Below are 24,998 nucleotides of genomic sequence, written 5' to 3'. Positions count from 1 at the left end.
TCCTTTTCCGCATAGCAAATTTATATGGCTATCCCCACTAAAAATCTACTGAGCCCAAATTATTCTTATTTGATTTGCCGGACAAGGTGTTGGCTTGTCGGGTTATATAAAAGCAGAAACGGTCTCTCCTTCACGGAGAGGCCGTTCTTTTAGTCAGTGAAAACACTGACTTTTCATAGTTGAGGTTTCCTTATTTAGATTCAATTCATAGTTTTTTCCTTGATTTATGTTTCTTTGTCCAGAATGAAACACAGGTTGCTATCTCTTAGGGTCGCGTTTGCTGTGTGGGGCTGCCGGACTTCTTTTGACCGAGGGTGTCGGTTTAGAGAAAGACGAACGTGTAGGACTCCTTTGTATCCGTTGTGTACTTTGCACTCGCGGAGACATTGGCGATTTTGCCGTTGGGATTTCCGGGTGCACCGATGGACGGTTTACTGTTGTCCGGGTGGAACTCCGTCTATTGTAGTGGCTCTTCGTCCTCAGGTTCGTCACCGGTTCTTCCCGTTTTCTGTTGTCCGAATGTGGCCGTACGACAGGCGGTCGTTTATTGTCGTTGTCCTTTCTTATGACTTGATTTCCAGGTCTTTGTACGGGGGTAAAACGGAAACCATTACCATGGTGCCCGTTCGGGCGTTGTCCTGGTCGTGGCGGTCTGCCGGGCGATTCGAAATGAAAACCAGAACCACCGTTGCCTTTGTGTGGCCCGGGACGGTGAGGTGGCAGGGCAGGACGCCCCGGTAACGGGCCTCTGTGTTCCCCTCTCAAACCTCCGTTCCATACCGGGCGCCGGTGAGCGTAGAAGCTCTGCCGATGCTCGTGCCGGTAACGGTAGTGTCCGCCCCTGTACACCCGGTATACTCTTGGTGGACTGTAATAGAAGCGGCTCGGGCTGTAAATGGTATACACCGGTAAGAACCACCCCGTAGCTCTCCATATCACAGGACGAAAAAAGTAAGTGGCAGCCTGAAACAAAGCATACTGCCAATCGTAGAGGATAAAGCGCAAATCGGCGTTTCTGTATTCCAGATACACGCTCGAAGCGTCGCTTGCCGTCCTGATGTTCATCAGGTAATCCAGATTGATTTCGTAGGCGTCGTTGTATTGTTGGTCGTTAAGGTTCAGTTCATACGCCATCTTGTCCGTCAGGAACCTGGCCCGGTCGCGGGCTTCTTCGTAAGACATGGCATTAAGGCTGGCCAGTCCGAAGCATAGAGCAGTAATCAGTCCTAATAACTTTTTCATGTCTTTTTTGTTTAACGGTTCGTACTTCATCTTTTCTACATTGCAAATATCCGGCTTTTTCATGGAACGTGAAAAGGATTTTTCCTATTTTGCGGTAGGCGTTTCCCTATCATACAAGAGGAGAATGTTTTTGGGAAAAGATTGGTTAATAGACTTTAAAAATGGGGGGGGTAAAAAGAGAAAGTTAAAAGAATTATCTTCGTTCATCATTTAAATCGTTACTTTTGAGAAGGCAAGATGGGAGGCTTGCGGAAAGCCTTATTTTGATAAATGGAAAAACAAGGAAGCCGAATGGAAGGACTTTTAAAAGCGATATGGGTGTGGGGGCTGTTGTTGGGTTTATCGTCCGGGGCTGTGGCTCAGGCTCGGCAGGAGGTAGCGAAGGAGGACACGGTTAAATCACGCACCATTGCCCTTTGGGGGCATGTGAAGGACGGTTTCACCTATGCCGCCCTTCACGGCACGTTCGTCACATTGATGCGCGAAGACAGCACTGTGGTGGATACCATGCACGTGCAGTGTTTAGATCCCGGCACACCGCAGGAAGACACCTATTACAGGTTCAATGTACCTCCCCGGAGGGCGCGTTACATCATCAAAGCCGAGCATCCCGATTACTATCCGGAATACGTGGACTGCACGGTGCGTTACGTGGCACGCAATTCCTACGTTGATGCCCGGCATCATGAGATGCGCCGTCGTCAGCGTTCGTCGTTTGCAGACCGCAGTTTGGGAGAAGTGGTGGTAAAGGCTACCAAAATCCGGGTGGCTTACCGGGGCGATACGGTGGTCTACAATGCAGATGCCTTCAACTTGTCCGAAGGGGCGATGCTCAATGAACTGGTCCGCCAGTTGCCCGGAGCGGAATTGAAGCCGAACGGCGAGATTTACGTCAATGGCCGCAAGGTGGATTACCTGACGCTGAACGGTACGGACTTTTTCAAGGGCGACAACCGTAAGATGATCGACAACCTGCCTGCCTTCACGGTGCAGCAAGTGAAAGTGTATGACAAGACGACCGACCGCAGCGAGTTTCTCGGTTACGACACGGAGAAAAAAGCCTACGTGATGGATGTGAGCCTCAAACGCGAATACAACACCGGCTATATGGCCAATGTCGCGGCGGGAGGCGGTACGGACAGCCGCTATGCCGGACGGGCTTTCGGCCTGCGTTATTCCGATCGCTCGCGTGTGACACTCTTCGGTGGGATGAACAACACCAATGCCCGTTACGACCGGCCGGGCGAAAACGGAGAATGGCCGGAGGAAAGCCTGACCAACGGTGAGTTTGTCACCCGGCAGGCCGGTGGGGAGTTTTTTTGGCAGAACAAGGCGAGGGGCATTGAGGACAAACTCACGGCCAATGCCGAATGGAGCGACCAGTTCGTCAACCAAAAGTCGGCGACAGAGGCTTATCTGCCGCAAGGCAACCGTTACACCCGTTCTTCTTCCCTTCAAGACGTGGATTATACGGGGGTGAATGCCAATAACTGGTTGACGTGGAAAACAAAGGACCATTTGCTCACCGTGCATTCCTACGTAGGTTACGATTGTACGGACATGCGCGGTCATGCCCGTGATGCGGCTTTCGACGCCGACCCTTCGGCCGTGGGGGGCATCGACGAGGTGCTCGATTCCGTTTTTCTCCTTCCTTCGTCCGGAAGCGCACGGATGCGTTGGCTGAACCGCTCTTCCACCCGGTCGCTTTTCGAGGAATGGAAGTACAATGTGGGGCATGACATGATGTGGGACGCCAAGTTGCCGTGGGGTGACAATCTCCAGTTGCGATTCACCGGCTCTCTCAGCCGGACGGAGAACGACCGTTTCGAGCATTACCTGCTGGATTATGCTTCGTCCGAGTCCGAAGCCGACCGCCGCAACCGTTACGACCGCAGACGTCGGCGTAATTATTATTACCAACCCTCGGCGGAATACACTTTCAACTTTCCGAACGACTGGCATTTCCTTACCTATTATATATATAAGCAGGATTATCGTTCCGATTCCTCGCCACGCTATCGTCTGGACAGTCTGGCCGGTTGGGAGGTGGGAGCGGTTCGGCATTTGGGCGAATTGCCTTCCGCACGCGAATTGTCCGCAGCATTGGACGTGCCGAACAGTTACTACCGGCATGACCTTTCTCGGGTGCATACTTTAGGGCTGCGCACGTTCTATTCCCGGCGGACGGAGGACAAATACATCTGGTTCAATTTCCATTTGCCTTTCACACAGTCGAAGGAAGACATGCGCTACCGCCGGGAGGAGATAGATGCCGGCCTGCAACGTCGCGTGTTCCGTGTCCAGCCCGATTTCACTTATTTGGTCTATTGGTTTGGAGGTACAAGATATTTCAGGACGTTCATGGTCAATGCCGACATGGCTTTGGGCACGCCCGACCTTGTGAACCGTTTGTCTGTCCGAGATGCTTCCGATCCCTTGCATGTACGTGTGGGGAATCCGCACCTGCAAAACAGTTGGCGGTATAACTTCCGCACGGGATTCTTGCACCGCAGCTCGGAGAAAAAGTGGTTTACACAAGTGAACGTGAATGCCTGGCTTGGGGTGAACGACGTGGCACAGGGGTTCAGCTACAATTCCGAAACCGGAGTGTACACCTACCGTCCGCAGAACGTGGACGGTAATCGGGGCATCAATGGAAGTCTGGCATTTCAGAAAGAAGGTATGGCCGAATATTGGAATGTGGGAGCGAATTTGAACTATGACTTTCACCGTAGCGTGGACCTCTCGTCCGTGGAGGGGATGACGGAGAGCGTGTTGAGCAAGGTGCACAACCACGAGACGAAGGCCTACCTTTCCACCGGTTACCAGCGCGGAAGTCTGACCCTGAATGTGGGATGCGATGCCACTTACCGCCATGCCGACGGCAGCCGGGCGGACTTCAACACCGTGGATGCTTTCGATTTCCGTTACGGCCTTTTGGGAGAATACACGATGCCGTGGAAAATCCACTTGTCCACCCGTTTGAACATGTACAGCCGCAGGGGCTATGACGAAGCCGCCATGAATACGGACTATCTGATATGGAACGCCTCCCTTTCGCGTTCTTTCCTGAAAGACCGCCTGATGGTGAAGGTGGAAGGCGTGGATTTGTTGCGCCAGATGCGTTCCGTTTATATGGACGTGAACGTGCAGGGGAAGACAGAGACTTATTATAATATCGTGAAAGGCTACTATATGCTTACTTTGTGGTGGAAGTTGACACGAAATCCTAAAAAGCGGGAGTAAGGCGTGCAAAATGTCATTTCCGACCCGGTTTTCGGCCTGTCTGAAAAAGGAATCCAGAAAGAGAATGTGAAAAACAATTTATCCGGAATGCTTGTATGAAGCATTCCGGAAGGGTGTTTCTTAAAAAAAAGGGATTTTTCTCAGCCGAATGAAAAATCGTTCGGCTGAGATTGGAAAATCGTTCGGCTGAGAAAAGTTTGAGGATGTCAGCCGACAAGGGAAAAAGCGGGCTTCAATCGTGAAAAGACGAGGCTTTCACGGGCAGATTTGCCTCCTTTTTTCGTCTTTTATGAATTATTAGACCCTTTTTTCGTACAAGAGTCCGGGTGCAAAATGTCAGTGAATTGCTGTAAAGGCAAAACGGATAAATCCGTTATGGCGGAAGTCAGCGGACAGTCTCTGTCTTTATTTCCCGTTTTGCCCCGTTCGGATGCCAGAATGATAAAATCCCGATGTGGGAGAATCATTTATTTGCAGTCAAATCCCACTCTGGGTGTGTATGGACGAAGGAGGAGGGGGCAGAATGTCAAATTGCCAGGATATGGCATTTTGCCAGAAAAACGCTATCTTTGCCGTAATAAAGACCAAAGGTTGCGGATATGAGGATAGCAGTATTGATTTCAGGCGGAGTGGACAGCGCAGTGGCCGTCCATCGGATTTGCGAAATGGGATATAAGCCGGATTTGTTTTATATCAAGATAGGAATGGAGGGCGAAGGGCTGAGCTGTACGGCCGAGGAGGACATAGAGCTTTCTACGGCTACGGCACGCCGTTACGGCCTGCACCTTGAGGTGGTGGACCTGCAAAAGCAATATTGGGAACTTGTGGTGGGCTACGCCATGGAGCGTGCCCGGCGGGGACTGACCCCGAATCCGGACGTGATGTGCAACAAGCTTATCAAATTCGGATGCTTTGAACAGGAGGTGGGACACTGGTACGACAAAATCGCCACGGGACATTACGCCACGGTACGCGAGCGGGACGGTAAAATATGGTTGGGTACGGCACGCGACCCCGTGAAAGACCAGACGGACTTTCTGGCGCAGATTGACAGCTTGCAAGTGGCAAAGCTGATGTTCCCTGTGGGCGACCTGATGAAAGAAGAGGTGAGGCGCATTGCGGAAACGCAGCGTCTGCCATCGGCCAAACGCAGGGACAGTCAGGGCATTTGTTTCTTGGGGCAGATAGATTATAATGATTTCGTACGCCGTTTCTTGGGCGAACGGGAAGGGGCGGTAGTGGAAATCGAAACCGGACGTCGCATTGGTACTCACAAAGGGTATTGGTTCCATACCATTGGCCAACGCAAGGGCTTGGGGTTAGGGGGCGGACCTTGGTTTGTGGTGAAGAAGGATGTGGAGCAAAACATTCTTTACGTGTCTCATGGTTATGACACGCTTTTGCAGTATGGACATAGTTTTAATCTGAAGGACTTCCATTTCATTACGGGAAACCCGTGGGGCGACGCACCGGAAGTGGATGTCACCTTCAAGACGCGCCACCAGCCCCATTTCATGAAAGGCCGCCTGTATCGCGCAGGGCACGGCTACCGGTTGGAAAGTCCCGAAAGGATACAGGGGATAGCTCCCGGACAGTTCGGTGTAGTGTATGATGCGGCGGCGGAGATTTGCATCGGGAGCGGCGAAATAGGGGTTTAGGCTTCTGCCGCTTTACCTTTTATATATTTATTGCATATGCCTGAATATAAAATACATTTTCCAATCACTTGTAAAATGGGATAATTTCTAAAAATGTCAATCTGATGTCACAATAAGAGGATTGTTTGAACCTACCCATGGCAGCTCGGAGCGCAAGGGATAAACGAAATAGTGCCTACAAGACACAAGAGTTTTATTCAAATGCCAGGAATGTACGGTTAACACAGAAATAATCCGGCATTTGTGCTAGTTTCGCAACTTAATTGTGTATATTTGCAATCGGTAATAAGAAGCGTCCCATGAACTTTTGGAAGTGGATGTGAAAGAACTTTTAATTAATGATAACCCAGGTAATAAGCGATAGAAAGTAATTATTATGATCAAGGAATGCAGTCAAGATATTGGTAAATTAACAGCATTTTCTATATTCTCGGGTGCAGGGGGAATGGATATTGGTGTTATGCAAGCAGGCTTTGAAATATTGGCTTGCATTGAATTGGATCATAACTGCTGCGATACTCTTCGTGAAAACATCAAAAGAGAGAATCGGGAAACAAAAGTATATGAAGGAGATATCCGAACTTTTTCCCCTAAATCCATTATGAATGATTTGAGCATAAAAGAAGGCCACATAGACCTGCTGTTTGGTGGTCCGCCCTGCCAAGCTTTTTCTCAAATAGGAAAGCAGCTTTCCCTGCAAGACGATCGCGGAATGTTGTTGTATCAAGTTCTCAGATATGCAGAAGCCTTGAAGCCTCATGCCATAATGATGGAACAAGTAAAAGGTCTGCTTACCGCTAAAGACTTAAATGGAAATCCGGGAGGAGTATTCAACTCATTTATAGAAAAATTAGAAGCACTTGGCTATGTGCCAAAGTGGAAAGTCATGTTGGCCGCTGAATATGGTGTTCCACAGCTAAGAGAACGTGTCATATTGGTTGCAACGAGGAAACCAAATGGTTTTGTATTTCCTAGCCCTACGCATGCTTCCCCGGAGAGATGCAGTGGGTTGTTCGCTTTGTTGCCATACGTTACAGTAGGAGACGTGATTAACGATTTGGAAGAACCTTTGCAAAAAACAGACACAAGTACCATTCCAGACAACAGCCATTATGATGTCACACCAAAAAGGGATAGGGAGCGAATTCATGGAGTTCCTGAAGGTAAAAACTTGTCTTCACAGTTACAATTACCCATAGAACAAAGAGGGAGGTTAACAAAAAAAGACACCACCAAATTTCTTCGGTTAAATAGGAGTAAGCCATCAAACACTCTTAGGGGTGGGGAAATATTTTATCATCCTATTGCTGATAGGTATCTTACCCCACGAGAATACATGCGGATTCATGGCTTTCCCGATGATTATGTTTTGAGGGGGCCGATAAGAGGTAGGACGGGAACTGTTAAGGACTTGGATCAGCATCGACAGGTAGGTAATGCTGTTCCGCCTCCTTTGGCTAAATCAGTAGCGTTACAAATTAAAGAAATAATGGCATGCCACAAATCTTTGAACTTTTAGGTTATCCGGCTTCTGACAACTCGGAGAAAGTTGTTCAATCGCGGAAAAAGGCTTTTTGCCCTTTCATGAATGCCACTTGTGATGGTGGTGGCAATCGTTTTATGTCAGAATTGTTACTGAAAGAGCATCCGGAATTACAGATGTTTTTCAACTCTATGGAAACGGTTCCATCTGGAATATGTTCAATTCAACTGTCTGAGAATACTCCGCCATGGATTATCTGTCCTCGAAGATTGCTGTATATGGGAAGTAAAGCCAATGAGGATACGTTTAAAGGCGCAACGCAACAGAGGCTGCTTTCCAAATGCAATTTCCCGACAGGTTCTCGAATTGGGATTTGGGCGGAAACAAAAGTAAAATATGTAAAGGAACAATCAACAGAAGATAATGCTTTGTTTGATTACACATTTGATTATGTGCTTTCCAGGCTCGGAAGGGTTAGTTTGGAATCTGCTTCCATACAGACAGGTATGTCAGAAAACGAGTTAAAAAGAAAACTGACTGTAGCGGGCTATACGCTTGCACTTGTTAATGGAAACATCATGATTGAAGATTTCCCAATTGGTTCACCCTATATTGTGGAAGTAATGACTTCAAGCACATCAGGAGGAAATAAACGTATTAGAAGTTGCATCCCTCAATCTTTTGAAGATTGCATTTTAGGAAAACCACATAATGCACCTGGCATAAATTATAGGCAGGTGTGGGCACGGATGGCTAGTCAAATGATAGTCAAATCGCAAGCAGCCAATACTTGGGGAGGTTATACTATTTGGATTCTTCAGGATGTGCTGGCGGACTACATATCCAATAGTACGGCTCTAGACCTCAAGCATTTTATCACAGAACAATTATCTGAAGTCAACATCTTGTCTTTTTCATACTCTGAAAAATTCAAGTCACCCTCAAAGGGCGATACAATAGAACTTACAGACTCCACATTGTTCGCAGGACCAATACGGCCGTATAAAGATAATCAGAAAATATCCCCATCGTTTCAAGATATTGTTTTGGCTTCAGTATGTCCTCCAAAATCAGTGTTGCTTGCTGCACTTGCGAAGAAATCACTTTCAATTATTATCCAACTTTAGGAAAGTGTAACAATCCTATCTCATAGGCTTATGTCCTCGCTTTGGCCTCTCTTAATCTTCCAATCATATTTACGCGAGTTCGGGATAAGTTTCAAGCGAGAAGTCTCATTTGCGTAGGTGTTTCCATGTGCACGGGCAATGTCTCCGGTTTGTTTTCAAAGAAGTAGTAAGCCGAAAGCGCACCGCAGATGGTCACGATGAACCCGCGTATTTCATTACAGAAAACCCGTGGGGCGACGCGCCGGAAGTGGATGTCACCTTCAGGACGCGCCACTAACCCCATTTCATGAAAGGCCGCCAGCATCGTGCAGGGCACGGCTTCCGGCTATATGAGCGGGAGGGTCACGAACCGGGTTTCCGGATATTCCTTCTCCAGTAAATGGCGGATGTAGCTTTCCGTGTCGCGCCGGATGATGTCGTCTTTCTCTTCGGGGTATAGGTTGTACACGACCGTGTGCAGCCGGATATTCCGGCGTGCGATGGCTTCCAGACTCAATAAGGTATGGTTGATGCTTCCCAATTTGCCGGAGGTGACGAAAATAAGCGGGTAATGGTGAAGGGCGATGTAGTCGATGGTCAGCAAATCACGGGTGAGGGGCACCATCAGGCCGCCCGCTCCTTCCAACAAGACCGCATCGTAGGTCTCACTGAGCCGTTGCGTGGCACGTTCTATCTTGTCGAAATCCACCGGACGTTTGTCTATCTCGGCCGCCAGATGCGGAGAGCAGGGATAGCTGAAAATTTCGGGCATGGTCAGTCCTTCGGCATCCTCGGGCAGCAGTCCCGTACCCATGATGCAGCGGTGCAGTTCGATGTCTTCCGAAAGTCCGGTATTACCCGTTTGGATAAGTTTTTGCGTAATCGTACGGATGCCTTGTCCGTTCCATGATTTGGCCAGATAGCCGGTGGCATAACTCTTGCCAATGTTGGTATCGATGCCACTTACGAAAAATACGTTTTCTTTCATTGTTCTTGTTTTTTGCAAATCATATAAATAGGGTGGTAAGTCAGGGAGACCGTTCCGTCCGGTGCGGCATATTGCCGGTGGTAGCGTCGGCAGAAGTCTTCCAGTTGTCCTTTGGTCCATTTCCGGTTCCGTATGCCCGTCACGCCGGTGGCCTGCAAGTGTTTCAGTACATCCAAGGGTGAGGAGAATGTGCGATGTAGGAGTTCTTCCCGGCTGTACACGATTTGGTATACGCCAGAAAGCATCCGGCGCAGTTCCTCTAATGAGCGGTAGGGCAACGCTTCGGAAGTGAGCGAGGCCACTTCCCTTACGTTCTGTGGGCCGAAAGTGCTGAAGGCCAGATAGCCTTCCGTCTTCAGCAAGTCCTTGCATTGGCAGAGGAACCGTTCGGGATGCTCGAACCATTGTATGGCCGAGCATGAAACGATTAAGTCCTGTCCCTTGGGGAAAGGCAGAGGCTCTGCGTCGCAGGCCCGGAATTGGAATCGGGGAGTGTCCGGCAGTCCGGACAGGTAAGGCTCCACTTCCGGGCAGATGTCGTTCAGGAGCAAGCTTCCGGGACGGGCATCACGGAGATATTCACGGGTGAACAGCCCTGTCCCGCATCCGATTTCAAGCACGTTCCAACCGTTGCTGTCGGGGATGTGGTTTTTGATGGCCCCGGCCATGTGCCGGGCCACGTGTCTTTGCATTCCGGCTTGTCGGTCGTAGCTGCCGGCAGCTTTCGCAAAACGTTGCCGTATCAATGCCTTGTCCATTCTTCCCCCTTTCCTTCAAGCAGACGGCTGAACAGCGGTGTATCGTAGTGTTCGGCTTCTGTTTCCATGATTTCTGTTCCTTGCCATGCCTTGTGTTGGTTGCGTGGCGGAAATATTTTGTCCCGGTTTCCTATGATGGCTTTGTCCCAGGTGAAGGAAGGGGCTGCACATGTGGTTATTACCTGTGCCAGTGCGGCCAGTTCTTCGCGGAGCTCTTCCGCCGTACGGGTGGGGACATGGGACAGGAATTCTTCCGTTTGTCCGGAAGAGCCGCACATCCTGCGGCGGAAACGTGCTAACGTGTCTTCCGAGAAATGCTCCAATGTGCCTTTGAAAATCATTTCGGGGATTCCCTGCCGGTCGTCTATCGGGAAAGGCGTCCCGTTGACAGCCAGTTTCATTTGCCACGGAAAGGAACGCTCTGCGAAGACCCGGCTTGCCGCCCACACGCCCATCGACCATGCCAACAGTCTGATTTCTGTGTAGCCCTTGATTGAGGCATAGTCGAAATCCAGTGTGCGGTAGTCGAAGCAAAGCAGGTAGTCATAACCTTCTTCCACGGGGCGTCGGAACAGGTTTTCTTCGCTTCCCCATCCGGCAAAAAACAACATGAGCCGGGGATTTCCTTCTTTCTTTATGAATGTTTGTTTCATTTTTGTTCTATCTTTAAAGTGTAGCCAATGTCGTGCAGAGACGGTCTGTCTCCTCGTCGGTCAATGCTGCGGTGAGTGAAAGGCGCAGGCGCGAAGTCCCTTCCGGCACGGTAGGTGGACGGACTGGCAGGACATAAAATCCTTTGCGTTGCATGTCTTCCGCTTTCAGGATGGTGTCGCGGCTTTCTCCTATTACCACGGGAATGATGTGACTCGAAGACGGGCAGGATTTGCCACTCTCTTGTATCGCTTGCCGCACGTGGAGCGAATGTTTGGCGAGCCGGTCGCGGCGCTCGCCCCACGTGTCCAGGCGGGACAGCACGAACTTTGTCCACGCGGTATTGAAGGGAGGCAAGGCTGTGGTAAAGATCAATGTACGCATGCGGTTGACCAGATACTCCCTTATCGTTTGGCTGCACACCACGTATGCCCCTACTGAGGCCAGTGCTTTGCCGAACGTGCCGCACAGAAAGTCTATGTCCTTCAGGCAGCCTTGTTCTTCGGCTATTCCCAGTCCCTTTTGTCCGCGTACTCCGACGGCATGTGCTTCGTCTACGTAAAGCATGACGTTGGGATATGTTTTTTTCAGCTCGGCCAAACGGGAGAGGGGGGCCACATCGCCGTCCATGCTGAAAATGCTTTCCGTCACGATGATGATTCTGGAAAAGTCATGACGGTGCTTTTCCAACAGGGCTTGCAGCTGCGTATAATCCTGATGACGGTAGCGGATGCATTTTGCAGCCGACAGGCGGATGCCGTCTATCAGGCTGGCGTGTACCAATTTGTCGGCCAGTATCAGTGTGCTTGCGTCCGTCACGGCAGGCAATATGCCTGTATTCAGATGATAACCGCTGGAGAAGACCAGTGCCCCGTCCCGTCCGAACAATCCGGAAAGCATCTCTTCCAGTTCGTCGTGGACGGGAAAATTGCCTGTCAGCAAACGTGAGGAGGAAGCCGAGAGCAAGAAATCGCGTTCGGAAAGGCCTTTCATGAATTCATCGCGTAGTGACAAGTCGGAGGCCAGGCTCAGATAATCGTTGGATGACAAGTTCAACATGTCGGTATCGTTTCGTATCATCCATTTGTCCCGGTGCCCGGCTTGTGGCAGGTTTCGCAAGTTGCCTGAACGTTGCAAGGCTTCGAGCGTGTCGGTATATATTTTCTCCGGTGTTTCCATTTTCGGTGTGTGGTTTGTTACGGTTTATAATGGCTGCCTTTGTCTAGCGGGTATTTCTCTTACGATTTTCAAGAGTCCGCTTGTCAGTTTTGTCAGTTCCTCCGTCCGGATGACAAACGGAGGCATCACGTATACCAGCCGTCCGAACGGGCGTACCCATATTCCCTCTTCCACGAACCGGCGTTGCATCCATGCCATGTCCACGGGATGTTCCATTTCTATCACTCCGATGGCACCTAACACCCGTACGTCGGCCACTTGGGGCAGGTCGCGGGCCGGAGCCAGTTCCCTGCGGAGCTGACTTTCTATGCGTAGTACTTTTTCTTTCCATCCGTAAGACAGGAGTAGCCTGACGGAAGCGCAAGACACGGTGCAGGCCAACGGGTTGCCCATAAACGTAGGGCCGTGCATGAAGGTGTGCGGGGCGTGGGCTGAAATGCAGGTGGCTACCCGGTCAGTCGTCAGTACGGCGGAAAAAGTCAGGTAGCCGCCCGTCAGGGCTTTGCCGATGCACATGATGTCGGGTTCCACTCCGGCGTGTTCCCATGCAAACAGTTTTCCCGTCCGTCCGAAGCCGGTGGCTATTTCGTCGAAGATGAGCAGCAGGCCGTATGCCTTGCACAACTTTGCCGCCTCGCATAAATAGCGGGGATGGTAGAAACGCATCCCTCCTGCACCTTGTACGACGGGTTCCAGTATCAGTCCGGCCAGTTCGCTATGGTGCCGCTCTATGGTCTCGCGCAGCGGAAGTATGTCTTTTTCGTCCCATTCCCCGTCGAACCGGCATTGGGGAGCCGGGACGAAATGCCGTATGGGGAGGGCGGAGCCGAACAGGCTGTGCATGCCCGTAACGGGGTCGCATACCGACATGGCGTTCCATGTGTCGCCATGGTAACCGGAACGGATGGTCACGAAGTTGTTCTTTTCCGGCTTCCCGGTAGCATATTGGTATTGTGCGGCCATTTTCAATGCGACTTCCACGGCCACCGAACCGCTGTCGGCATAGAATATCTTTTGCATGGAAGGAGGGGCTATGTCCAATAGCAGTTTGCCCAGTTCGATGGCCGGTTCGTGTGTCAGTCCGCCAAACATGACATGGGACATGTTCCGCAACTGGTTTTCCACGGCACGGTTCAATACCGGGTGGTTGTATCCATGCACGGCGCACCACCACGACGACATGCCATCCACGAGTTCCGTGCCGTCTTCCAGCGTAATGACACAACCTTCCGCCCGTCTCACTTTGTAGGTTGGGAGCGGGTCAATCGTGGAGGTATAGGGGTGCCACAGGTGTTCCCGGTCGAAGTTGTCGGTAATCAGTTCATAATTCATAGCCCGTTTCTTTTATTCGTTTTATGTCTTCTTCTACATTGGAGCCGACCGTCGTGAGCAAGTCGCCTGCGATGGCCGAATTGATGCCCGCGTACATGGCCCGGCGTACCGTTTCGTCGCTCAGTTTGGACCGCCCTCCGGCAAACCTGAGATATGCGGAAGGGTTCGCAAAACGGAACAAGGCAATGGTGCGCAGGATTTCTTCTTCGCTCAACGGCGGTATGGCTTCGAGCGGTGTCCCTTTGATGGGGTGTAGCAGGTTCAATGGGATGGAAGGGATTTCCAATGCTTTGAGCGTGAAGGCCAGTTCCGCACGTTGCCGCATGTTTTCTCCCATTCCGATGATGCCTCCGCTGCATACTTCCATGCCCACCCGGCGGGCGGCACGTAAAGTTTCTATTTTCTCAGCTTGCGTATGGGTGGTACATAGTCGGGCAAAGTAGGAAGGAGCTGTTTCTAAGTTGCAATGGTAGCGGCTTGACCCTGCCTGGCGCAGTTTGCGTAACTGTTCTTCGGAGGCAAGCCCCAGTGAGACGCAAAGGCTGAGTCCGGTGGTTTCGCGCAGATACGCGAGATGTCCGCACCATGTGTCCACTTCCTGGTCTGTGGGGCGTTTTCCGCTGGCCACCAACGAGAACCGGCGTATGCCCGATTGCTCGTTGATACGCGCATGGCGCAGGCATTCCTCTTTCGGGACGATTCCGTAAGTTTCTATTCCGGTGGGGTGGTGTGCCGATTGCGCACACCATTTGCAGTTTTCGGAACAACGTCCCGATTTGGCATTGATGATGGAACATAAATCGAATTTGCGCGAAGCATATTTCAACGTGATGCGGTGGGCGGCATCGCATAGGGCGTCAAGGGGCGCCTTTTCTACTGTTCGGATCACTTCTTCCGGTGTGAGGGCCTGGCCTTCATGCACTTTCTTTTCCAGTTCTTCTATCATAATAATAAGTATAAAAAGAGCGGAGTGACGAAGAAAACCCATGGGCATCCGTATGGATGTGGTGGGGTTCTTTCGTCACTCCGCTTGTATGGATGACAAATAAATGAGAATACGTGACAGGGGCTTCCGGGATATTCGTAAGCTTTATGGCCGCAGATAATCCGGACGCCGGAAAAAGAAAAAGGATGGACAATAGTTCCGGACTGCCTTCCGGTGGCTGTGGTTCTTCTTCCTTTTGTGTTCGGGTATCACTGCCTCTGCTTCCGTTTCCAAGGTTCATTGTGTTCTTGTCCTTGCTTAATGCGGAGTCAGCGATGCTTTTGCATACGCGTCCTATCGTGACGTGGCTATGCAGGCTTCTGAATATGGCATATCCTTTCCGGCTCCAGCAACGGAAACGGATGGTTTTCTCAGCGTTGTAGATGACAGTCTTGTGCATTCAAAAGTCCTTTAGCCATTGCAAAAGTATGAAAAAAAAGATAACCCCGGAACAAGCTAACGTAGAAATAGGTTAAAAAAGACATTAGTACGTACAGGCACACATTCGGATTTGTTTTAAATCTGCTTGCGGTTCATGATGTCCACCCAGACACTCACGACGGTGTCCGTTTCGAGGCGTTTGAACAGGTTCCGTTTGGTGGTTTTGATGGTGTTTACCGACTTGCATGTCTGTTCGGCGATTTCTTTTTCAGTGTATCCTCTGGCAGACAAAAGCAGGATTTCACGTTCCGTCTCGCTCAATCCTTTTATTTTCTTTTTGTACCAATCGTGGCATAGCAGGTCGTATTTGTAATACGTATCGGTCTCCGTGTGCAGCATGAGGGCGTGTCCGGGGGCTTTATGTGCCGAAGGTAATATGATGCATATCGCAATCCAGACCCGGCCGTCCGGGGCAAGCGCAAACGGAGTGAGTTTGTGGTTTAAGAGTGTTTTTTTCCTGTTTCGGATAAGGTCTATGTCATAGGACAGGGTAAAGCTTTTCCTTTCACCGGCAGGGAATGTGTGGAATAGGCCAAGGCCTTTTTCGTGAATCTCCGAAAGCATGTCCCGTTCTTCTTCCGGGACATGTTTCAAGTACGTTTCATAACTGAAACCTTTGCTTCCGTCCGTTTTCTCCCCGCAAAGTCTGGCGATTTTGTCGGATACGTACAGGAAATCCCTTTTAAAGTAATCGATAATATAGATATATGTGGTACTTCCGAAAAATATCTTGAAAGCTTCTATAAGCGGCTTCGTTTTTTCGTATTCCTCCGGTGATATGTAAGGAATAAAATATGTGGGTTGAGTTTTCATAACAGCTCCATTGAAATCAAGTTAACTGTCGCAAAGGTATAAAAATCCTTTTAATAGAATAATAAAAAAAAACGATAATTTTCACACTTTAGGGTGAAAATGGCCTTTGGAACTATAAAAACATCATTCAAAATTTGGCGAAACGGAGTCAAATCACATTCTTTGCATAAACTTAAACGTAAGGCCATGACAAAACAAGAATGGAAAACAAATCTTAGGGCGTTGGTTGCAGGTGGTGCGGGTTTCGTAGGAAGCCATCTTTGCCGGAGGCTTCTTCAATCAGGTTATGGGGAAGTCATCTGTGTGGATAACTTGCAGACCGGCCGGATAGCCAATGTGGCAGATTTGTTATGCTCTCCGCATTTCAGGTTCTTTGAGCATGATATCGTAAATGGGTTGCCCGTATCCGGGGCATTGCATGAGATTTACCATTTGGCCTGTCCGGCTTCTCCTGTGCAATATCAAAAATCCCCGATACATACGTTCAAGACTTCCGTCCTTGGCAGCATCCATCTTCTGGAACTGGCCAAAGAGAAAGGGGCAAGAATCCTGTTTACTTCCACCAGCGAAGTGTATGGTGATGCGCAGGTCTCGCCCCAAAACGAATCATATTGGGGCAATGTGAATCCTTTCGGTATCCGCAGTTGCTACGACGAAGGGAAACGAGGTGCCGAGACCTTGTTCCACGACTATCATGAAGAATACGGTGTAGATACACGTATCATTCGCATATTCAATACATACGGGCCGCAGATGAGTGCGGAGGACGGTCGTGTAGTGTCCAATTTCATTGTGCAGGCACTTCGCGGCGAGCCTTTGACTATCCATGGCGACAGCACTCAGACACGTTCGTTCCAGTACGTGACAGATTTGATAGAGGCGATAGTCCGCACCATGCGGGACGGAGTGCCGCATGGCCCCATCAATGTCGGAAACCCTTACGAGATTTCGGTAAACGATTTGGCGGAACGGGTGTTACGCATGATCGGTTCCCGATCGCCTGTTGTGTATAAACCTCTTCCACAGGACGACCCCTGTCGACGGCGGCCAGACATTACATTGGCCGCATCCGTGTTGGACGGGTGGAAGCCGGTGGTGGGGTTGGATGAAGGTTTGTCGCAGACTATAGCCTATTTCCGTCAGAATATGAACCAGGTTGTATGAAGCAAGAATACGGTTGTTTGTTACTTAGTAAGTGTATGAAAGAAGAAATGGATAAAATCGCGGATTATTTGCTGTTACGGAGTGGTTATCTGCAAGAGCTTGGGCTGTTTCATGGCAAGATGGGCGTGGTGGTCGCGTTGTATCTGTATGCTGATGCTTATGGGGACGAGGTGATGCGCGAGTACGCATGGGAGTTGTTCCAACAAGTGTATGACGGGGTGCATACCGATATGCCGGTAGGTTTGGAACGCGGTTTGGCCGGTATCGGTTACGGCACGACGTTCCTCTGTAAACGCGGTTTGGTGGAATGTAGCTTGAATGACATCTTGGAAGACATAGACCGCAAGATTATGGAACGTGATCCGCGTAGGCTGACAGACATGTCTGTACGTTCAGGTTTGAGGGGATTGATGCTTTACCTTGGTCTGCGCCAAAGCGTGGAGGCTGTGACGACGTTCGACAGCCGGTATATGATGGAATTACAGGACACGGTGGAAAGGAACAACCTGTCTTGCCGGACGTTGGACTTCATGGATGTTTTGAACGAACCCACATTTCCAGAGGCGGAATATATCGAGAAGCCGTTAGGCATAGACGGGGGATGTGCTTATTATATATTAAAATCCATACTGGTATGATGCACATATTCATCTTCAATAATGCGAGCCGTGCGGCCAATTATGGCATAGGCACTTATGTACGTTTGTTGGCAGACGGGCTTTTTGGACATTCCGGCGTGAAAGTGTCTTTTGTGGACATGTTTTCGGATGTGAAAGAGTATTCGATAGCGGAAGACGAACGCGGATGCCGTCATTACAAGGTTCCGGCTTTGTTTTCGGGCATGGAGAATGAGCCTTATTGCCGCAATGTGTTTTATTTTTTAGCCAGGCATATCAAGGCGGAGGATGATGAGCGGTTGGTGTTCCATTTCAACTATTTCCAGCATAAGCCGCTTGCCGCTTTGCTGAAAGGGCAATACTTTGATTGCCGGATTATTTTTACGGTACACTATTTAGGGTGGTGTTTCGAGTTGAAAGGTAACAAGACCCGTTTCCGTGAACTGATAGCCGAAGGGTATCAACCGAAAGATGACAAGGAAAGAGGCTTGTTGGCGGGCGTAGAAAACGAAAAAGAGTTTTTGCATTTGGCAGACGAGGTCATTGTCTTGTCAAAAGATACACAACAGATTCTGGCTGAAGGCTATGGCGTTTCTTCGGATAAGATGCACTTGGTTTATAATGGTTTGGGGGATGGTTTATGTTTCGACAAAGATAAAAATGTAGGAAATGGCCGCATAATTCTGTTTGTCGGTCGTTTGGACGAGATTAAAGGGTTGAACTATTTGATTCATGCGTTCAGGCATATTGCAGACAAATATGCGGATATCCGTTTGGTGGTTGCCGGGGACGGGGATTTTCAACTTTATTTGTCGCAGTGCAGGGATTTGCAAGGTCGTGTCTCCTTTTTAGGGAAAGTGTCAAGCAGTGAGGTGGAAGACGTTTATCGGTCTGCATATATCGGCGTAATGCCTTCTTTTCATGAACAATGCAGCTATACGGCTATTGAGATGATGCGTCATAAAATACCTTTGGTTGGCACGGATACAACGGGGTTGGCGGAGATGTTGGATGCCACACCGGAGTTGCGCGTATCCATCGATGAAGATAATATGATGGAGGAGGAGTTTACGGGGCGGCTTGTGTCTTGTCTGGATTTGTTGTTGTCGGACGTGGAGGCATACCAACGGGCGGCAGATGCCGTGGGCAAATTGTATGAAGACCGTTATAAGGTGCCGAATATGGTGCATGCCACGTGCTGTGTGATGGAAAGTTCATGGGACAGGCCGGATTATACCGTGTCGCCCGACTATCTGAAACATATAGATTCCCGTATGATACAGTTGATAAACCAATGTCCCGACATAGATACGGATTTTTACGGGATGGGAGGAATCGGCGTATATTTATGGAAAAGGGTGTTGGATTTATGTGACAGGAAAGAAGAGGATTTCCAAGCTTCCCTGATACTGGAACATTTGATATACTATATGGATTGGGTACAGGATGTGGCCGGTTCGGGTCCTTTGCCTGTGGAACTGTGGGCCATGATACGAAGTATGGGACAACACGGTTTTTATAAGACGTGCGTGTACGCTTTGCTCATGCGGCAACCCGGTCCGGATGCGCTTTTTCAGATGCCGTCAGATAGAGTTATAATACAAAATGCCTTAAAGATATGCAACTGCAAGATTTAAAATCACTGCTTACTTTTGTCTTTCCGGTACGTATCGACTGTGAAGAAAGATTAACTAATCTCCGTACTGTATTACGTCATTTCGAAGGCTTGGGGTGCCGTATGATTGTGTTGGAGGCCGATGCTGTGTCTGCCCTTGGAGATGAAGTTTGGCCTGATGTGGTGGAATACATTTTTGTAGAGGATGCTTCAAAGATTTTTCATCGCACACGGTATATCAATGAATTGCTGCGTATGGCCGAGACGAAAGTTGCAGCGGTTTTGGATACGGATGTGTTGGTCGATTATGCCCAGATTGATGAAGCGGTGCGACTTATTCTTGAAGGATGCACCCTCGCTTATCCCTATAATGGACAGTTTGCAATCCTTTCTGAACAAATGTCGGTACAAATGAGAAAGAAGCTAGATTTGGAGTATTTGTGCCATATGAAATTATGTTACTATTTTGGACGTAGATTTTTTGGAGGTGCTTATTTGGTAAATTGTCAGCAATATTTGCGGTGTGGAGGCGAGAATGAACGATTTGTAGGTTGGGGACCCGAAGATGCGGAGCGAATGCACCGTATAAAAATTCTTGGGTACAAGGTAGCATGGACTCAGAGTGGGCAACTGTATCATCTGTATCATCCCCGTGGCAATTCTGTCTATCGGTCAAAAGAAGATGCCAAATTCATGAGAGATGAGTTTATAAAGATTTGCTGTATGTCGTTGGATGAATTAAAATCATATATATCAAAATGAAGACTATTCTTGAATATTTCTTAGATGCTTTAGAGATTAACTATACGAAACATTTTACTAAAGTGCTATACCAAGAGCATCCGCATAAGTACAATATGTACGGTTTGAAGCAGATGTTAGATGTGTATTGTGTAAAAGCGTTAGGAGTATGCAGTGATACTAAGGATTTATACAGTTTGAACTATCCGTGCATTTTACATATTTATGGTGATTTTGTTATAGGATTGGACTGTGCTTCAGATACAATAACTTATTTGCAGCATGGTAAGAAGACAACAGTAAACCATGATATGTTCAAACGCATTTGGACAGGTAATGCTCTTGTAGTAGAAGAAACTACGGACGCAGTAGAGCCAAACTATGGGATGCATCAGCGAGACGAATTGATTTCAATGGTGAAAACATATAGTATTTCTATGATGTTGATATTAATTATCCTTATGGGTATAGTAAGTAATTGGGGTATTATAGTTCCTTTTGATATTTTACGCATAGTGTTAAGCTTGGTAGGTATCCTTGTCTGTGCTATGCTTATGGAGAAACAGTTGTTCGGAGTGAGTCATTATGGTGACAAAGTATGTAGTCTATTTCATCGTGCAGGTTGTAATAGTGTGCTTGATGGACCTATGGCGAAAGTATTTGGTATCAGTTGGAGTGAGGTCGGTTTGGGATATTTCATGGCCAACATATTGCTCCTGTCACTCATACCTGAAGCATCTGCATTCATAGCTGTCATTAATTGGGTAGCTATGCTCTATGGGGTATGGAGTATTTATTACCAATGGCGTGTGGCTAAAAGTTGGTGTGTGTTGTGCCTAATAGCTCAGGCTGTTATTTGGGCTATGGGAATAACAGCAATCATTTCATATTTGACAGTACCTTTTACTTTCGGCATCCTCTGTGGATTGTTGTCTTGTATGGTCTTTTCCATCAATATTTTGATTGTACACCAATATGCTTCGGCTTATGTAACAGAAAAGGAACGTGTACGTGCTGTGCAAAAGTATCGGGCTCTTAAAGCCAATAGTGATGTAGCTAAAGTACTCTTTGAAAAAAGTGATTTTTATGAGACTACACTCAATGATTCATCAATAATTTTCGGAAATCCAAAAGCAAAGGTGCGTGTGACGATACTGAGTAATCCTCATTGTAATCCTTGTGCATATATGCATACACAAGTAGAAAAATTGTTGGATATGAGTGAAAATAAAATCTGTGTACAATATATCTTTTCGTCATTTAACGAATCGTTGGAGGATAGCAGTAGGTATCTTATATCTTGTTACATGAATAATCGTAAAGATGAGGTGTTACGTAAATTTGCTCTTTGGTACAATAAAGAAAAGTTTGATTACGAGAGAGTTATTAAAAGGGATGAGGTGCATATACATACAGAAAAGGTTGAAATGGAAATGGAAAAGCATAGGATGTGGCGTAAGAAAACATCTTTAATTGAAACCCCGACAATCTTAGTAAATGGCTATAAACTTCCCAATGAATATGAATTGGTGGATTTGGCTATGATTGACAATTTGGTTATAACTGAAAAAATATCTTGTGAGATATCAATGGCCGAAGCACTACGCCATTGGGAGCAGAATAGCTAACTGCAGAATAGTCAGTGTGATTGTTTAACAAATAAATAACACAGTAATGAAAAAGCTTAAAAGATTTGTGTTAAATCCTTCATGTCATTCTCTGGATATAGGTGCAATGACTGGTATAGTGGGGGGATTTTCTGCAAGGTCTACTTCTTGTGGTACTTCTTGTGGTTCTTATCCTTCCATATATATCACCAATTGTAACGGAGACTGTTTTACTAAGGAAGGGCAATACGCAGTATGTGTTGGTCCGACTAGAGAAGAGTGGAAATATTGCGAATAAACGAATGGATTGGTGGCCATGGTCGCCAATCCTTTTCAAATTCATATTTGCATAATTTAGTCAAAGTACATATTGAAAATGCCTTTTTATATTCTGCTTCAAAATACATGTCATTTAATTGAATAAAATGAAAACTATACGAAAAACATAGTTTACTAATTAATTATATAAATAATATTATGTGGGGGGACAACTAATGACATTTTTTAAGAAAATAGTAATATTCGTGATTTTTAGCCAACTATTCAGCCTGAAAGGAGTAACACAGGGTATCATTGTTCAAGGAATAGTGCGAGATGCTTTTGACAACCGTGGACTTGAAAACGCACATGTGAAGATATTGAACAGCGATAGTAATGTTGTAGCTCTCGTTACAACTGAAATTCCGTATACAGTAATACATTCTGAAGGGGCGGTCAAAAAGAACAAAAATCCTAATAGCGGTGCCTTCTTTGAGTGTATAGTGCCAAAAAACGGGAGCTATACGGCTGTGGTCAGTATGATGGGATATAAGACAAAACGAGTGCTGTTTCATGTGCCCCAAGATTATGGAAAAAAGTTGGAAATAGGGGATATTTACCTTTTTCAAGAGCAGAAGGCTCTGGAAGAAGTGACAGTGGCAGCTACTAAATTAAAGATATATCATAGCGGGGATACGCTTGTCTATAATGCGGATGCCTTTGTATTGGACAAGCAAAATGTTCTGGAGGATCTCGTAAAAATGCTTCCTGGGGTGGAACTGCGTGATGGAAGGGTTTTTGCTAATGGACGATTTGTAGAAAGCATCATAATCAGTGGAAAAGATGTTATGCCAAGCGATCCCATGCAACTTATGAAAATGTTGCCAGCTTATATCGTAGACAAGTTAAAATTTTACGACCAACAAGGAGAAAAAAGCAAAACGATGGGTAAGGATATGCACGATGCCAGTTATGTGATGGATGTATATCTCAAGCGTGATTATCATGCAGCATGGCTTGGCAATGCACAAGCAGGAGGAGGAACACAAAAGCGTTGGGAGGGATTAGGCTTTATTATGCGTTTTGATGACAGGCAGTTCTTCACTATTAGTGCTGATGCCAACAACATAGGTCGAGAACGAGAAAATACAGATATTTGTACCATAGAAAGTGCATACGATGATAGAGACTTGACAAACCATCAATTGAACCTAAACTATTCTTATCATCCTACGGACAAATTACGTTTTGATGTAAACGGAGTTGCAAGAAGACAGGATACGGAATTTGGGGTTAAAGAAAAGCAGAAGTTGGATCTTTCTAATAGCACGGATATATATAAATTGTATAGTAAAACAAGTAATAAAATAAATGATTATTATAGAGGTGGAATGTCAATGACTCTACGTCCGCGTAAGGGGCTATATGGAAAACTCATGTATTCTTTCAAATATGGAAAAGATACAGAAGAAAGTAAAGGATACTCCATAACATCGTTGCGGGACATCAATATAAGTGATTCCGTATGGCTGCAAATTGGGCAAATGCAGGCAACAGTTCCTACAGGAATAACAAACATATATAAAGACAGCGTACTTTCTTTGCGTCATGCGTATGAGCATAAGGCTGAAACAGAATGGCACTTGGCATTGGGGGGCAATTTATTAAAATTTAAAATTGACTATGATATGCACGGGGATAATGGTAATATCAATCAACGATATATAAACAGAGTGTTTGAAGACGAAGAAACAGAAGCCAAACGCAAGAGCCTTCATGACACACAAATTAAAGATGTAGCCACGACTATGCAGTTGGAATACAATATCAACTACATCGAGGATAGTAGCAAGCGAGGAATACTGACACCATATTACACTTTTATACATAAGAAAGCACATGATTATCGTGAATTGGTTTTATTTGAGCCACAAAATGACGGATCGGAGGTAAGTCATATAGATGTGGATAATAGTAGAAGGATTAAAGAAAAATCAGAAACTCATACGTTAGGACTGTATTGGATTCATGAGATGCAACTGCATCAGAAGGGATGGGTTTGCTTCAATGGTCAAATGCCTATTCATATAAAGGATGTGAGTGTGCAGCTTATCCATGAGACGGCATCCAATCGACAACACAAGCAATATATACTTCTTTCGCCCACTTTAGAAATGAAATGGTATCCAAAAGCAGATGACAGAAAAGGAAGTATAACATCGTTGAATTTGAAAGGTTGGTGCAATCAGACGACTCCTAAAGAGATTTACCTGTTAAACCAGACTGATACCTCTGATCCATTAAATACTTATATGGGTAATCCAGAGTTGCGGAAACAAACAGATTTAGGGCTTTCATTGGGATTCCGCCATTACTTCGAACGTAACAAGCATAACACCTATGCCACATTCGGTAGCACAAATACGTGGAATGCCATAGCTATTCAGTCTATCTATGATAAACAAAATGGAACGAGGACTCTTATGCCCGTTAATGTAGATGGAAAGTATAATATTTCTTTAGAATGTGGCTATGGTATGCCGCTCGCTTCCAACCAAACCTGTTGGCTAAACTTGTCGGCTGGAGCCAACTACACACGCTGTGCCAATATGATGTTTGATAATAGTAACAACCAAGGATTTGACTATATGAAACTATATGGTTATCGTGTTAAAGCCAATCTTAAATGGAACAATACATCCCGAAACGTAGAAGTGGCTTACACTGTTGCATCCAATGGTAATGGCATTATTTCCAATGCGGATTCTAACGAAAAATTACAAGAACTCACTAATAGTTTATCTATAACTAGTCATTTGCCGGCAGGTATTAATGCCTCTGTAAATTGTAATTTTATCTCACGGTTTGGATTTGAAATGAAGACACTGAACAGGACATTTATATTCACCGATGCACATATTTCCAAATCAATTTATAAAGAAAAAGTAGAATTAAGCCTTAGTGCCATAGATATTTTCCATCAACGTAAACATGTACAATTTGTTATGAATGGAGAAGGGCACATTGAAACTATGGCCACTCAATATATACCGGCCTATGTCTTGGCAAGTATACGATTCAATTGGTCTCTTTCCTCTAAAAAGAAAAGGTAAT

General features: G+C 46.9%; 18 protein-coding genes and 1 pseudogene. 10 read left to right on the top strand and 9 right to left on the bottom strand.

Going from position 1 to position 24,998, the window contains the following annotated elements; all coding sequences use genetic code 11:
- Positions 1–258: 258 nt before the first annotated feature.
- Entirely contained in the window at positions 259–1,242 is a 984-nt protein-coding gene (locus AC5RDV_RS11980) for a hypothetical protein (protein ID WP_282747366.1), read from the bottom strand.
- 291 nt (positions 1,243–1,533) lie between these two features.
- On the opposite strand from AC5RDV_RS11980, the gene AC5RDV_RS11975 reads away from it, so the two are divergent.
- The 4 genes from AC5RDV_RS11975 to AC5RDV_RS11960 all read left to right on the top strand — a co-directional run bounded on the left by AC5RDV_RS11975 (position 1,534) and on the right by AC5RDV_RS11960 (position 8,756).
- The gene (locus AC5RDV_RS11975) at positions 1,534–4,488 is read left to right on the top strand and encodes an outer membrane beta-barrel protein (protein ID WP_282747365.1); all 2,955 of its coding nucleotides are present in this window, start codon (positions 1,534–1,536) and stop codon (positions 4,486–4,488) included.
- Positions 4,489–5,087: 599 nt separating this feature from the next.
- Positions 5,088–6,146: a tRNA 2-thiouridine(34) synthase MnmA gene (mnmA, locus tag AC5RDV_RS11970; protein WP_282747364.1), complete on the top strand. Its 1,059-nt coding sequence runs from the start codon at positions 5,088–5,090 to the stop codon at positions 6,144–6,146.
- A 376-nt stretch (positions 6,147–6,522) separates the two neighbouring features.
- Positions 6,523–7,665 (top strand): DNA cytosine methyltransferase, encoded by a 1,143-nt coding sequence (locus AC5RDV_RS11965; protein WP_130893216.1) that lies wholly within the window; start codon positions 6,523–6,525, stop codon positions 7,663–7,665.
- The gene (locus tag AC5RDV_RS11960) at positions 7,641–8,756 is read left to right on the top strand and encodes a hypothetical protein (RefSeq protein ID WP_282747363.1); all 1,116 of its coding nucleotides are present in this window, start codon (positions 7,641–7,643) and stop codon (positions 8,754–8,756) included. Before AC5RDV_RS11965 ends, AC5RDV_RS11960 begins: the two co-directional genes overlap by 25 nt.
- A 91-nt stretch (positions 8,757–8,847) precedes the next feature.
- Here the strand turns inward: AC5RDV_RS11960 and AC5RDV_RS11955 are convergent, their stop codons facing one another.
- The 8 genes and pseudogenes from AC5RDV_RS11955 to AC5RDV_RS11920 all read right to left on the bottom strand — a co-directional run bounded on the left by AC5RDV_RS11955 (position 8,848) and on the right by AC5RDV_RS11920 (position 15,882).
- Positions 8,848–9,060 (bottom strand): hypothetical protein, encoded by a 213-nt coding sequence (locus tag AC5RDV_RS11955; RefSeq protein WP_172604663.1) that lies wholly within the window; start codon positions 9,058–9,060, stop codon positions 8,848–8,850.
- Positions 9,061–9,081: 21 nt separating this feature from the next.
- Positions 9,082–9,723 carry a dethiobiotin synthase gene (gene bioD / locus AC5RDV_RS11950; protein ID WP_282747361.1) on the bottom strand — a complete coding sequence of 214 codons (642 nt, stop codon included), beginning with the start codon at positions 9,721–9,723 and terminating at the stop codon, positions 9,082–9,084.
- Positions 9,720–10,481: a malonyl-ACP O-methyltransferase BioC gene (gene bioC / locus AC5RDV_RS11945; protein WP_276786388.1), complete on the bottom strand. Its 762-nt coding sequence runs from the start codon at positions 10,479–10,481 to the stop codon at positions 9,720–9,722. Before bioC ends, bioD begins: the two co-directional genes overlap by 4 nt.
- Positions 10,466–11,134 (bottom strand): DUF452 family protein, encoded by a 669-nt coding sequence (locus tag AC5RDV_RS11940; protein WP_282747359.1) that lies wholly within the window; start codon positions 11,132–11,134, stop codon positions 10,466–10,468. The genes bioC and AC5RDV_RS11940 overlap by 16 nt, the downstream gene beginning before the upstream one ends.
- A 13-nt stretch (positions 11,135–11,147) precedes the next feature.
- Positions 11,148–12,311 carry an 8-amino-7-oxononanoate synthase gene (locus AC5RDV_RS11935; protein ID WP_008624440.1) on the bottom strand — a complete coding sequence of 388 codons (1,164 nt, stop codon included), beginning with the start codon at positions 12,309–12,311 and terminating at the stop codon, positions 11,148–11,150.
- 24 nt (positions 12,312–12,335) lie between these two features.
- Positions 12,336–14,589, bottom strand: a pseudogene (gene bioA / locus AC5RDV_RS11930) (adenosylmethionine--8-amino-7-oxononanoate transaminase).
- Complete coding sequence (locus AC5RDV_RS11925; RefSeq protein WP_282747355.1) at positions 14,558–15,028, bottom strand: hypothetical protein; 471 nt, start codon at positions 15,026–15,028, stop codon at positions 14,558–14,560. Before AC5RDV_RS11925 ends, bioA begins: the two are co-directional and overlap by 32 nt.
- A gap of 116 nt (positions 15,029–15,144) precedes the next feature.
- Positions 15,145–15,882, bottom strand: coding sequence for a helix-turn-helix domain-containing protein (locus tag AC5RDV_RS11920; RefSeq protein WP_130893209.1), 738 nt, complete (start codon positions 15,880–15,882; stop codon positions 15,145–15,147).
- Positions 15,883–16,068: 186 nt separating this feature from the next.
- Between AC5RDV_RS11920 and AC5RDV_RS11915 the strand changes: the two genes are divergently transcribed.
- The 6 genes from AC5RDV_RS11915 (at position 16,069) to AC5RDV_RS11890 (ending at position 24,997) form a co-directional block, all read left to right on the top strand.
- Positions 16,069–17,046: a UDP-glucuronic acid decarboxylase family protein gene (locus AC5RDV_RS11915; RefSeq protein ID WP_282747353.1), complete on the top strand. Its 978-nt coding sequence runs from the start codon at positions 16,069–16,071 to the stop codon at positions 17,044–17,046.
- A 35-nt stretch (positions 17,047–17,081) separates the two neighbouring features.
- Positions 17,082–17,684: a hypothetical protein gene (locus AC5RDV_RS11910; RefSeq protein ID WP_276786382.1), complete on the top strand. Its 603-nt coding sequence runs from the start codon at positions 17,082–17,084 to the stop codon at positions 17,682–17,684.
- The gene (locus AC5RDV_RS11905) at positions 17,681–19,300 is read left to right on the top strand and encodes a glycosyltransferase (RefSeq protein WP_282747351.1); all 1,620 of its coding nucleotides are present in this window, start codon (positions 17,681–17,683) and stop codon (positions 19,298–19,300) included. The genes AC5RDV_RS11910 and AC5RDV_RS11905 overlap by 4 nt, the downstream gene beginning before the upstream one ends.
- Positions 19,282–20,040 (top strand): galactosyltransferase-related protein, encoded by a 759-nt coding sequence (locus tag AC5RDV_RS11900; protein WP_008624462.1) that lies wholly within the window; start codon positions 19,282–19,284, stop codon positions 20,038–20,040. Before AC5RDV_RS11905 ends, AC5RDV_RS11900 begins: the two co-directional genes overlap by 19 nt.
- Complete coding sequence (locus AC5RDV_RS11895) at positions 20,037–21,647, top strand: vitamin K epoxide reductase family protein (RefSeq protein ID WP_008624464.1); 1,611 nt, start codon at positions 20,037–20,039, stop codon at positions 21,645–21,647. Before AC5RDV_RS11900 ends, AC5RDV_RS11895 begins: the two co-directional genes overlap by 4 nt.
- Before the next feature lie 458 nt (positions 21,648–22,105).
- Positions 22,106–24,997: a TonB-dependent receptor gene (locus AC5RDV_RS11890; RefSeq protein ID WP_282747350.1), complete on the top strand. Its 2,892-nt coding sequence runs from the start codon at positions 22,106–22,108 to the stop codon at positions 24,995–24,997.
- Position 24,998: the final 1 nt, after the last annotated feature.

The organism is Paraprevotella sp., assembly GCF_986071375.1.
The sequence above is the reverse complement of the archived record's forward strand: the minus strand, read 5'-3'. Positions and strand labels throughout refer to the sequence as shown.